This window comes from Mobilicoccus sp., assembly GCF_032060985.1.
GTDB lineage: Bacteria > Actinomycetota > Actinomycetes > Actinomycetales > Dermatophilaceae > Mobilicoccus.
The window spans coordinates 153,117-165,115 of the sequence record NZ_DAMBGD010000001.1 but is presented as its reverse complement, the minus strand read 5'-3'; the positions used below and the strand labels follow the sequence as shown (position 1 = coordinate 165,115).

9 protein-coding genes are annotated in these 11,999 nt (G+C 72.7%); 2 read left to right on the top strand and 7 right to left on the bottom strand.

Annotation, left to right across the window (positions count from 1 at the left end; translation table 11 throughout):
• The first annotated feature begins 5 nt into the window (after positions 1 to 5).
• Positions 6 to 1,289 carry a D-serine ammonia-lyase gene (locus tag RT054_RS00690; RefSeq protein WP_313021587.1) on the top strand — a complete coding sequence of 428 codons (1,284 nt, stop codon included), beginning with the start codon at positions 6 to 8 and terminating at the stop codon, positions 1,287 to 1,289.
• Positions 1,290 to 1,423: 134 nt separating this feature from the next.
• Here RT054_RS00690 and RT054_RS00685 read toward each other — a convergent pair whose 3' ends face one another.
• The 3 genes from RT054_RS00685 to RT054_RS00675 form a co-directional block, all read right to left on the bottom strand.
• Complete coding sequence (locus tag RT054_RS00685; RefSeq protein ID WP_312718431.1) at positions 1,424 to 2,800, bottom strand: ammonium transporter; 1,377 nt, start codon at positions 2,798 to 2,800, stop codon at positions 1,424 to 1,426.
• Between the two features lie 89 nt (positions 2,801 to 2,889).
• A complete protein-coding gene (locus RT054_RS00680; RefSeq protein ID WP_313021585.1) occupies positions 2,890 to 4,251 on the bottom strand; it encodes a hypothetical protein in 1,362 nt (453 codons plus the stop codon).
• The gene (locus RT054_RS00675) at positions 4,244 to 4,744 is read right to left on the bottom strand and encodes a sigma-70 family RNA polymerase sigma factor (protein WP_313021582.1); all 501 of its coding nucleotides are present in this window, start codon (positions 4,742 to 4,744) and stop codon (positions 4,244 to 4,246) included. Before RT054_RS00675 ends, RT054_RS00680 begins: the two co-directional genes overlap by 8 nt.
• Before the next feature lie 189 nt (positions 4,745 to 4,933).
• Here RT054_RS00675 and RT054_RS00670 point away from each other — a divergent pair, with 189 nt between their 5' ends.
• A complete protein-coding gene (locus RT054_RS00670) occupies positions 4,934 to 5,308 on the top strand; it encodes a hypothetical protein (protein WP_312718435.1) in 375 nt (124 codons plus the stop codon).
• 87 nt (positions 5,309 to 5,395) lie between these two features.
• On the opposite strand, the gene ftsY is transcribed toward RT054_RS00670, so the two are convergent.
• From ftsY to smc, 4 genes are all read right to left on the bottom strand, one after another.
• Positions 5,396 to 6,610 (bottom strand): signal recognition particle-docking protein FtsY, encoded by a 1,215-nt coding sequence (ftsY, locus tag RT054_RS00665; RefSeq protein WP_312718472.1) that lies wholly within the window; start codon positions 6,608 to 6,610, stop codon positions 5,396 to 5,398.
• Positions 6,611 to 6,889: 279 nt separating this feature from the next.
• Positions 6,890 to 7,165, bottom strand: coding sequence for a hypothetical protein (locus RT054_RS00660; RefSeq protein ID WP_313021578.1), 276 nt, complete (start codon positions 7,163 to 7,165; stop codon positions 6,890 to 6,892).
• A gap of 211 nt (positions 7,166 to 7,376) precedes the next feature.
• Complete coding sequence (locus RT054_RS00655) at positions 7,377 to 8,099, bottom strand: isochorismatase family protein (RefSeq protein ID WP_313021575.1); 723 nt, start codon at positions 8,097 to 8,099, stop codon at positions 7,377 to 7,379.
• Positions 8,100 to 8,108: 9 nt separating this feature from the next.
• Positions 8,109 to 11,960, bottom strand: coding sequence for a chromosome segregation protein SMC (smc, locus tag RT054_RS00650; protein WP_313021573.1), 3,852 nt, complete (start codon positions 11,958 to 11,960; stop codon positions 8,109 to 8,111).
• Between the last annotated feature and the right edge of the window lie 39 nt (positions 11,961 to 11,999).

Sequence of the window (11,999 nt, the reverse complement as noted above, 5' to 3'; positions counted from 1 at the left end):
CCGAAGTGAGTGACGAGGTGCTCGCGGAGGTCCGCGCCGCGATCCCCACCGTGTGGCGCAACCCCGCCCGTCGGGACACCCCGGCGCCTGCCGGCCTGACGCTCTCCGATCTCCGGGAGGCCGACGCGCTGCTGCGGAGGTTCGCGCCGTACCTCGCGGCGACGTTCCCGGGGCCGTGGTTCGAGGGACCGAACGGGGTCGAGGAGGGGCTCATCGACTCCCCGCTCACCCGGGCGCCCGCGGTGCGGACGGATCTCGGGGTCGAGGGCGAGGTGTGGCTCAAGCGCGACGACGTGCTGCCGATCTCGGGCTCGATCAAGGCGCGCGGGGGGATCTACGAGGTCCTCACCCTCGCCGAGCGTCTCGCGCTCGCCGCCGGCTGGGCCGGTGGTGATCCCCGCCGCGGGGATCACCGTGAGTTCGGGGGCGCTGAGCTGCGTGACCTCCTGTCCCGGCACACCGTGGCCGTCGGTTCGACGGGCAACCTCGGTCTGTCGATCGGGCTCATGGCGCGGGCGCTGGGCTTCTCGGCCGTGATCCACATGTCGGCCGAGGCGAGGGAGTGGAAGAAGGACCTGCTGCGCCGCCTCGGGGCCCGAGTCGTCGAGTACCCCGGCGACTATGGTCTGGCCGTCGCGACCGGCCGCGCACAGGCACGGGCGGATCCCGGCACGCACTTCGTCGACGACGAGAGCTCCCCGACGCTGTTCCTCGGGTACGCCGTCGCCGGGCTGCGACTCGTCGATCAGCTCGAGGCCGCCGATCTCCTCCCGACACCCGCGCACCCCCTGCACGTGCACCTCCCCTGCGGAGTCGGGGGTGGGCCGGGTGGGATCGTCCACGGACTGCACCTCGCCCTGCTCGAGCGGGGCCACGACACCCGTCATCTCCACTGCTGGTACGCCGAGCCCGTGGCCGCGCCGTGCATGCTGCTCGCCCTCGCGACCGGGCGCGGCGCCGTGGTGAGCGTGCAGGACTACGGCCTCGACGGCGTCACCCTCGCCGACGGGCTGGCGGTGGGCCGGGCGTCGCACCTCGCGTGGTCGACGACCGCGGGGCGTGTGGCCGGGGCGGTCACCGTGCGCGACGACGTCCTCCTGCCACTGCTGCGACGACTCGACGCGGCCGAGGGGGTCCGGCTCGAGCCGTCGGCTCTCGCCGGTCTCGCCGGCATGCTGGTCCTGCGCGAGCGAGGCCTCGGCGACGAACCCGGCGCTCGCCACCTCGCCTGGGCCACCGGCGGATCGATGGTCCCCGCGACCGAGATGGGGCGGTGGTTGCGCGGCTGAACCCGCGGCAGCGCCCGTCACACTCCTGCCCGCGGCCACGCCATACCCACGAAAAGCACCGCCCGGCCGACACGGAAGGGACGTGTGGCCGGGCGGTGCGGTCTGGGGTGGCAGTGCCGAGGAAGGTCGGCGGGTCAGCGCGCCGGGGACTCCTCGTGGAGGATGCCGTTGCGGTCCGGGCTGGGCCTGAAGACGCTCTCCTCGGCGCCGAGGCCACCACCGTGGGTCGTGCGGATGCTGCCGTCGGCGAGGATCTCGTACGCGCTCTCGGCGTGGAGCACCCGGTCGATGCCGGAGAGCTCGGAGTCGCGGTCGACACGGAACCCGATGGTCTTCTGCAGGAGGAGGCCGATGAGGTACGTCGCGACGAACGAGGCCGCGAGGACGGAGATCGCGCCGATCGCCTGACGTCCGAGCTGATCCCACCCGCCGCCGTAGAAGAGGCCGTCGATACCGGCGGGCGCGGACGAGGAGGCGAGCAGCCCGATCATCAGCGTTCCGACGAGACCACCGACGAGGTGGACGCCGACGACGTCGAGGCTGTCGTCGTACCCCCAACGCTCCTTGAGGCCGACGGCGAGGGCGCAGAGGATGCCGCTCACGGCACCGATGACGATCGCACCGAGGGGAGTGACGGCGTTCGCGCCGGGGGTGATGCCGACGAGACCCGCGACGATGCCGGACGCGGCGCCGAGGCTCGTGAAGTGACCGTCACGGAGGCGCTCAGTGAGCAGCCACCCGAGGATCGCCGCCGCGGGGGCCGCGAGGGTGTTGACGAACGCAACCGCCGCCGTGGTGTTCGCCGCGAGCGCCGAGCCGGCGTTGAAGCCGAACCAGCCGAACCACAGCAGGCCCGCGCCGAGCATGACGAGCGTGAGGTTGTGGGGACGCATCGGCTCCTGGCCGAACCCGTGGCGGTTGCCGAGGACGAGCACGAGAGCGAGCGCCGCCGCGCCGGCGTTGATGTGGATGGCCGTGCCTCCGGCGAAGTCGATCGCCCTGAGTCCGTTGGCGATCCATCCGCCGTGGCTGGTCACCGCGCCCTGCGCGTCGACGGTGTCGAACGCGAAGACCCAGTGCGCGATCGGGAAGTACACGAAGATCGACCAGATCGCCGTGAAGACGAGCCACGTCGAGAACTTCGCACGGTCGGCGATCGCGCCGCTGACGAGTGCCGTGGCGATGATCGCGAACATGGCCTGGAAGCCGACGAAGGCCAGCGCCGGAACCGATCCTGCGATCGCCTCGGGCGCGAGGAGTGTCGAGAGTCCGGCGAACTCGGTCGGGTTCCCGATGAGCCCGTGCCAGGAGTCGCCGAACGCCTCGGAGTAGCCCACGAGCACCCAGAGCACCCCGACGGTGCCCATCGTGCCGAGGCTCATCATCATCATGTTGAGCACGCTCTTGGCGCGCACCATTCCGCCGTAGAAGAAGGCCAGCCCGGGCGTCATCAGCATGACGAGCGCCGCGCTGATGAGGATCCAGGCGGTGTCCCCGCTGTCGATGTTCATGGGAAAAGGGTGCGGGCGACGTGTTTCGGCGATGTCGTCGTCGTGTTTCGGGGAGGTGAAACCTCACGGGTTCATGTGACGGGAGTGTTTCACGACGTGGACTGTCGTCTCACGGCGGCGAGAGGTGTCCTCGTCACGCGCAGACCCCAGGCGAGGTTCGCGGCCATGGAGATCTCACGGATGTGCGAGGTCACCGGCCATGTCTCCCACTCGGCGACCTGGCTGATGTCCCCGGTGCGCACGTCGATCTCGCCCAACCGGCCTGGAGCAAGATCATCGTCCAGGTCCAGCACCACGAGGTAGGTGTCCGGGCCGCTCCAGGCCACTCCGTTCCACACCCGCTCCGACAGCGGCCACGAGTGATGGCCCCCCTCGGGGTCGAGAACGTGCAACGCCTCACGGGCGGCGTCGAGAGCCAGCATCCGGCGGCCGTCGGGCGACCACGCGTGCGGCACGAGTTGCGCGGTATCGAGACGCACCGCGATCGAGGGGTCGACGCGCGGGTCACCGCTCGTCGCGTCGGGCGCTGCGACGATCTCGGTGTGCCCACGGCGACGTGCGACGAGCAGGCGTCTTCCGTCAGGCGAGGGGCAGCAGTCGACGACGTCGCCGCCGAGGCCGAGGTCTCGCACCGTGCGGTCGGTGACGCCGACCCGCATGACGCGACCGTACGGCGTCTCGTTGGCATTCGGGGTGAGCGCGGCGCTCTGATCGCGGACGAACACCGCGGCGCCGTCCGGGGAGAACGCGAGGGGCTGGACGTCGCGCCGCGGCGCATCGGTCACCCGGACCGTGCGCGTCCGCCCCGATTCCGCGTCGACGAGCACGACCTCCCCCTGCCAGGAGATCGAACCCACGGCCAGCCACCGTCCGTCGTCCGACACGATCGTCGGGGCAGGAGTCGTGTAGTTCTCCCGGTCGTTCGCGGTCGCGAGCGACCGCATCCCTCCGAAGCGGTCATCGAGGGTCACCATCCGTGACGGCTCGTCCGGCAGGTGCTGGGCTTCGGACTGGAGGTACACCATGCCGACTCGGCCGGTCGGCAGCATCTCCAACGTCGGCCGCAGGGGCCAGTACCCGGGCAGACGAGTGGGGAGGGTCCGCGCGTTCCCGTCGGCGGCCGGCTGGGGTGGGTGATTCCCGAGCGTTCCGGCGTAGGAGACGATTCCCACGAGGGAGGCGGCCGCCGCCGCCCCCGTCAGGACCGCGCGACGGGAGATGCGTCGCGGCTCCTGCTCGGTGTCCCCATCGACCGGGTGCATGAACGGCGGAGTCCCGGGCGGCGGAACCGTGCTCTCGGGCCCGCCCTCGGCACCCGCAACGCCTGCGGCTCCCCGTCGGGTCGCTCCCCCGCGCTGTGGCCCCGTCCAGCGCGCGGGGGTGGGCACCTCGATCCTGTCGACGAAGGCACGGACCTCCTCGAGGATCCTCTGCTCGCTGCGGTCAACCATCGAGTACCTCCTTCATGCGTCGCAACGCCCGCGAGGCCCGTGACTTGACCGTCCCCGGCCGGCAGCCGAGGGCTGCCGCGACCTGCGCCTCCGACATGTCCAGGTAGTAGCGCAGGAAGAGCACGGCCCGTTGTTCGGGATCGAGTTCGGACAGGGCTCGGCGGACGTCGACCTGGGCCTCGGCGTCGGCGGGGTCGACGGGTGGGTCGTGCTCCGGCGGTGGCTGTCGTTCGAGATACCGGCGTGCCACCACCCGCCGTCTGATCCACGAGCGCGACCGGTTGACGACGACCGTCCTCAACCAGGCCGCCGGATCCTCGACGTCGTCGGCGGCGCGGACGAGGTCGACGAAGGACTCCTGGACGATCTCGGCCGCTGCGTCGACGTCCCCGGTCATGACGGCGGCGAGCCGCCCCAGCGCCTGGTGCTCCCGCGCGTAGACCTGCTCGACGTCCGACCCGTCTGTCTCGTCTTTCTCTTGCCGCTGGCGCAAGGCCCGTCCCCCTGAGACCCTCGTCGACCCGTTCACACCCGTTGGTCGCGATGGTGCCCCATTCGGTTCCCCCACCCCCACCGCGGCTCCTGATCAACCCCGTGACGACCGACTCCGATCGGTGAGGTCGATGAGGGGGCGCCGTGGCCCCCGCATGCCGGGTCCGGTGGCGGAACCTACTCTTGGGTCATGTCCACGACCTCCGCAGACACGACCGCCTTCAGCCTCGCCGCCCTGTGCACGGGGATGGGCGTCCTGCACTTCGTCAAGCCCGAGCCGTTCGACGACCTCATCCCGCCCAAGCTGCCCGGGTCCGCACGGTTCTGGACCTACGCCTCGGGTGTCGCCGAGCTCGGCACGGCCGCCCTGTTGATCAACCCCTCGACCCGTCGGCTCGGTGGTCGCGCGGCCTCCGCCCTGTTCGTCGGCGTGTTCCCCGGCAACCTCCAGATGGCGTGGGACTGGCGGCACAAGCCGTGGTCCAAGCGCGCGATCGCCTTCGGTCGACTCCCCCTGCAGGCCCTGCTCGTCGCGCAGGCCGAGAAGGTCCACCGGGCCGCCTGAGCGTTCCCGTCCGGCCCCTGACATGACGGCGCCCGGGCTCCCGCACCGATCGCGGAGGCCCGGGCGTCGTCGTACGCCGAGGTCGGGTCAGGAGCCGAGAAGCGCCTCGGCGAAGGCCTTGGGCTCGAAGGGGGCCAGGTCGTCGGGGCCCTCACCGAGGCCGACGAGCTTGACCGGCACCCCGAGGGCCTTCTGCACGGCGACGACGATGCCGCCCTTGGCGGTGCCGTCGAGCTTGGTGAGAACGATGCCGCTGACGTCGACGACCTCGGAGAACACCTCCGCCTGGCGCATGCCGTTCTGACCGGTGGTCGCGTCGAGGACGAGGAGGACCTCGTCGATGGGGCTCTGCTTCTCGACGACCCGCTTGACCTTGGCGAGTTCGTTCATGAGGTCGGTCTTGTTGTGCAGGCGGCCGGCGGTGTCGAGGATGACGACGTCGGCCTCGGCCTCGTTCGCCTCCCGGACGGCCTGGAACGCCACGGACGCCGGGTCGGCCCCGTCGCGATCGGAGCGCACCGTGGGCACCCCGACGCGGGCTCCCCACGTCTCGAGCTGATCGGCGGCGGCGGCGCGGAAGGTGTCGGCGGCGCCGAGCATGACGTCGCGGTCCTCGGCGACGAGGACACGGGCGAGCTTGCCGATCGTCGTCGTCTTGCCCGTGCCGTTGACGCCGACGACCATGATGACCGCCGGGCGCCCCTCGACCCGCGAGGACGCGACGCGGCGGTCGAGCTGCGGTTGGAGTTCGGCGTGGAGGTCCTCGAGAAGCCACCCCCGCATCGTCGCCTCGTCGCGCACGCCCTCGGCGGCGACCCGCTCCTTGAGCCGTGCCACGAGCGAGGAACTCGCCTCGACGCCGAGGTCGGCGGCGAGCAGGGTGCTCTCGACGTCGTCCCACGTGTCCTCGTCGAGCTGACCTCCCTGCAGGAGCGCGAGGAGACCACGGCTGAGCGCGGAGTCGGATCGGGCGAGGCGAGAGCGGAGGCGCTGCAGACGGCTGCGCGTCGACTCCGGCGTCTCGACCGACGGCGGCCCCGGCTCGAGGAGGACGTCGGGTCGCTCGAGCGTGTCGACGCTCCCGACGGCGGTGCTGCCCTCGCCCCCCTCGGTCGGCGCGCCCCGGAGGTCGGGTCGCGTGCCCGGCTCGACGCGGCGCCGTCGGGAGCCGCCCCGCACGAGGCCGACGATCGCGAGCACCCCTGCGACGAGCAGGACGCCGACGACGGAGATCAGTGCCCAGAGGTCGTTGAGAATCCAATCCACGTCGTCAGTCTGGCAGACCGACGCGGCCGGGCTCATGACGCGCTCGCCTGCGAGCCGCAACGTCCGCGGTGCGGATGTCTCGAACTCCTCGTGCCCTCGGGGAGGGGGCGTGTCGACGAGCAGGAGCCTCACGAACCGGCCCTCGGGGTGCCGAGTGCACCGCAGTGGTCACAGTGGACGTGCCTGAACCGACCCATGGGTGCCGAGTGCACCGTCGTGGTCGGCGCCGACCGGATATCGCTGCACCGGTGCGACGTCGCGGCGATGGCGAACGTCAGCGGCGGTGGACGGGGAGCGGCACCGGCGAACGAGAAGTCAGGACACGCGCGTGAGCGAGCCGCGGCGCGAGCGGGGCGCAGCGTCGACGCCTTGGGAGAGCAGCGGCGTGAGATCGAGGGGCTGCTTCTGACGCGCGAGGAAGACGTTGTTGCGTCGACGCCGAGGAGCCCGTTTGACCCGACGGGTGGAGCGCGCGAACGCCCACCTGTTGACGAGGCTGGCCCCGCGACGGCGCGCGGGGATGACGACGGCGGCGGTGAAGAGCGCGCCGAGCACGGTGACCATCGCGATGGAGAGGAGGACGACGTCCATGCCCCCCTTGTCGGCAGAACCGGCCGGGGCTGAACCCCCCGAACTGCCCGATTCGGTCACGGAGTCATCACGATCACTGTCACGGATCACTTACGGCGCCAACCCGATTCACGCTGCCGTCGCGGCGGCGGTGCCGCGGTGGCGAGCGGTGGCCGGCGGCCGCCCACCCGAGTCCCCGCCACCGCCGAGCCCGACGAGAAAGCGCCGTCGCTCAGCTGTCGATGCTGGGGAAGCGGGGTTCCTTGATCTGGCGGGACATGGCCCGGAAGCTCGGGTGTTCACAGGTGTGGAGCCATTCGAAGACCGCCATCTCGGTGGTCACGACCCGCACACCCGAGAACGAGAGGCGCGCCATCGCCGCGTGCGCGTCGCGAGGGTCGCGTGACCCGCACGCATCGGAGACCACCCACGCCTGGCGACCGGACTCGAGGACGCCGAGCGCCGTCTGCATGAGGCACACGTGCGCCTCCGTTCCGGCGAGGACGACCTGGTCTCGGCCGCGCGCCACGTCGTCGAGCAGCTCCAGCAACCCGTCCTCGCACGCACCGAAGTGCATCTTGGGCAGCACCCGCACACAGCTCTCGGGGAGGGCGTCGACGAGCGGGCCGAGCTTGTCGGGGTTCTGCTCGGTCCCGACGACGGGCACCCCGGACTCCTGCGCCCCGTGGGCGAGCAGCCGGGCACGCTGGCGCACGGCGGCGTCGTCGTGGATTGCGGGCATGAGACGTTCCTGCAGGTCGACGAGCACGACGACGGAGTTCTCCGCGACGAGCCGTTGGCTGCGGTCGGGCCCCGAGGTCGCCGCCCGGCGTGAGGCTCGCGTCTCGCCCCGCAGTGGCGCTGGCGCGTCCGTCGAGGGCGCTCCGGTCGAGGACGCCCCTGGCACGGGCGCCTCGGACGTCGTCGGAGAGGGGGTGGGGTCGGGCGTCGTCACGTGGCCTCCTCAGGCAGGTTGGGCCACCCGCTGGGAGACGACGGTCGTGATCCCGTCTCCCCGCATCGTGACCCCGTACAGCGCGTCTGCGACCTCCATCGTCCGCTTCTGGTGCGTGATGACGATGAGCTGGCTGGAGTCCCGGAGCTCCTCGAAGATCGTGAGCAGCCTACCGAGGTTGGTGTCGTCGAGGGCCGCCTCGACCTCGTCCATGATGTAGAAGGGGCTCGGCCGGGCCTTGAAGATCGCGACGAGCAGCGCGACGGCCGTGAGCGACCGCTCCCCGCCCGAGAGCAGCGAGAGACGTTTGATCTTCTTCCCCGGGGGACGCGCCTCGACCTCGATGCCCGTCGTGAGCATGTCGCCGGGGTCGGTGAGGGTGAGCCTGCCCTCGCCGCCGGGGAACAACCGGGAGAACACGCCCTCGAACTCCCGCGCGGTGTCGGCGAACGCGTCCGCGAACGCCTGCTCGACGCGCGCGTCGACCTCCTTGACGATGTCGAGCAGATCGTCGCGGCTGCGCTTGAGATCGTCGGTCTGCTCGGTGAGGAACGTGTGCCGCTCCTCCAGCGCCGCGAACTCCTCGAGGGCGAGCGGGTTGATCCGGCCGAGGCGCGCGAGGTCGCGCTCGGCCTTGCGGAGGCGCTTCTCCTGCTCCTCCCGCACGAACGGGGCGCCGTCCTCGTCGGGGACGGGGGTGAGCGGTGGCAACGTCGGCACGCGGAGTTCACGCTGCCCGTCCTCGGCGAGCCCGTCCTCGGCGGACGTTTCCGCGGCCCGCGCCGGTGCCTCGTCCCCGTCGACCCCGGTCGTCGCGGTGGTCGCGCTCGCGTCGGTCGCCACGGTGTCCGCGGTGGCGCCTGCCTCGCCCTCGGCACCGGCCTCGCCGGTCCCCCGGCTCCCGTCGGCCTCGTTTCCCTCGGCCCCCTCGGCCGCGGCGCGCGCCGCGGCACGGTCCCGGGCCTCCTCCTCCATGCGGCGGGTGATGAGCTCGGGGGTGATCTCCGGGATGCGGCGGTGAGGCCCGAACTCCTCGACGAGGACGTCGGGGTCGATGCCGAGCTCCTCGATCGCGCGACCGCGGAGGGCGTCGATGCGGAGGCGTTGCTCGGCGCGGGCGATCTCGTCGCGATGGACGGAGTCGGTGAGGTCACGAACCCGGGTCGTGAGCGCCTCGACGGAGGACCGGGTGCGGGTGAGCTCCTCGTCGAGGGCCGAGCGGGCGGCGGCGGCCTCGTCGCGGCGTGACAGGGCGATGGCGACCGAGGTCCCGACGACCGCGGCGGCGGTCTCGGCGCCCTCCTGCACCTCACGGGCGAGCGCGACCTGCGCGACGCGACGACGACGACGCTCCTCCGCCTGCGCGCGAGCGGCCCGTTCCTGCCGTGCGGCGTTCTCGAGCCCCTCGGCGCGGCCGGAGAGCGAGCGGATGCGCTCCTCCCGGCTGCGCAGCCGCAGGCGCGCCTCGGTCTCGGCCGCGCGAGCGGCGGCGGCGGCCTCGGCGAGGCGGTCGCGCTCCTCCGTCGAGGGGTCGCAGTCGTCCTCCCCCGCGGAGGCGAGGGCGTCGGCGTGGCGAGCCTCGAGGTCGCTGAGCTGCGCGCGGTTCTCCTCGAGGCCGGTGCGGACGGCCGCGGCGGAGGCGGTGATCCGGTCGGCCTCGGCCTTGGCGGACCGGGCCTGGGAGGCCAACCGACCGAGCTGCTCGGCGACCCCGGCGAGCCGCGCGTCGGAGGCGTGGAGGTCGGCGAGTGCGGCGTCCTCGGCCTCCTGCAACGTCTCGAGCGTCGACCGGCCGGAGGCGAGGGCGAAGCGCGCCCGGTCGCGGCGGGCCTCGGCCTCCCGCTCGGCGGCGGCGGCCGCCTCGACGGCGGCCTCGACCTCGAGCAGGCTCGGCTGTGAGCGCCCGCCACCGTGCAGGAGACCGGGGGCGATGACGTCACCGGCGTCGGTGACGGCGGTGACGTGCGGGTTCGCGGCGTGGACGGCGAGGGCTGCGTCGAGGTCACCGACGAGGAGTACCCCGTCGAGGAGGTGTTCGAGGGCCGGCCTCAGGTCGGCCGTGCACGTGACGACGTCGAGGGCCCACACGGCGTCGGAGGCGAGGACGTCCGCCGCCGGGCGAGGGGCGGGCGCCGGCGGCGGGGTGCCACCGGCGACGAGCAGGCTCGCCGCCCCGGCGTCACCCCCCGCGAGCGAGGCGAGCGCGGCACCTCCCGCGGTGAGAGAGGCGACCGCGAGACCGTCGGCTGCACGTCCGAGCGCGGCGGCGACGGCCGCCTCCCGGCCGGGCGCGACGCTGACGAGCTGGGCCATCCGCCCGAGGACGCCGTCCGTTCCGCGTTCGAGGAGGACCTCGGCGCCGTCGGCGCGCGCGAGACCGATCGCGAGCGCCTCCCGGCGGGCGGCGGCGTGGGCGCGGTCGGCCTCGGCGGCGCGCTCGGCCTCCTGCGCCGCGTCGACGACGAGGCGAGCCCGTTCGACGGCGGCGGCGGCCTCCTCGTAGGCGGCGTCGAGGCCTTCCTCGCCCTCCTCCTCGTCGGCCACCCCGGTCTCGAGGACGGCGAACTCGCGCTGAGCCTCCTCCGCTCCTGCCCGCGCGCGCTGTGCGGAGGCCTCGAGGCGGCCGAGTTCGGCCTCCCCCGCGTCGATGCGGCTGCGGACGGCGGCGACCGACCCGGCGAGCTTGGCAAGCCCCTCCCGCGCGTCGGCGGCGGCGCGCACCTGTCGGGTGAGACGGTCCTGCTCCTCCTTGGCGGCACGTTCGGCCTGTTCACGACGCTCGACGGACTCGGCGAGCGCGGTGCGGGCCGCCTCGATCTCGGCGGCGAGGGCACTCTCGTCGGCGCGGACGGCCCGGGCCTGCTCGAGCAGGGTCTCGGGATCGCGGCCGCGAGAGGCGTCCTCCGGTTCGGGTTCGGAGAGGAGCCGCACGCGTTCCCCGGCGAGCGACCCCGTCGAGGAGAGGCGGTCACGGAGTGAGGACAGGGAGAACCACCGCTCCTGCGCCTCGGCGTGCGTCGTGCGCAGGGCCGCCGCCCGCTCCTCCAGCTCCGCGAGCCGCCCGCGCACCGAGACGAGATCGGCCTCGGCCGCCTCCCGCGCGGCGATCTGCGCCCGTTCGTCGGCGACGTCGGCCTCGAAGCTCGAGCTCATCTGGACGAGGTCGTCGGCGAGGAGCCGCAGCCGGGCGTCGCGGGCCTCGGCCTGGATGACCCCGGCCCGGCGCGCGGTCTCGGCCTGGCGACCGAGCGGCCCGAGCTGGCGGCGGATCTCGCTGGTGAGGTCCTGGACGCGGCGGAGGTTTCCCTCCATCGTCTCGAGCTTGCGGAGTGCCCTCTCCTTGCGCTTGCGGTGCTTGAGCACCCCCGCGGCCTCCTCGACGAACCCGCGGCGTTCCTCCGGGGTCGCCCGCAGGACCGCATCGAGCTGTCCCTGGCCGACGATGACGTGCATCTCCCGGCCGATACCGGAGTCGGAGAGCAGTTCCTGGATGTCGAGGAGTCGGCAGCTCGTCCCGTTGATCGCGTACTCGCTGCCGCCGGTGCGGAACATCGTGCGGCTGATCGTCACCTCGGTGTAGTCGATCGGCAGCGCCCCGTCGGAGTTGTCGATCGTCATCGTCACCTCGGCGCGCCCGAGCGGTGGACGGCCCGCCGTGCCGGCGAAGACGACGTCCTCCATCTTGCCGCCGCGCAGACTCTTGGCGCCCTGCTCGCCCATCACCCAGGCGAGGGCGTCGACGACGTTGGACTTGCCCGAGCCGTTCGGCCCGACGATGCACGTGATCCCCGGTTCGAGCTGCAGATGCGTCGCCGACGCGAACGACTTGAAGCCCTTGAGGGTCAGGCTCTTGACGTACACGGCGGGTCGGGCTCCTCGGGGCGGTGGCGAGCGATCCCG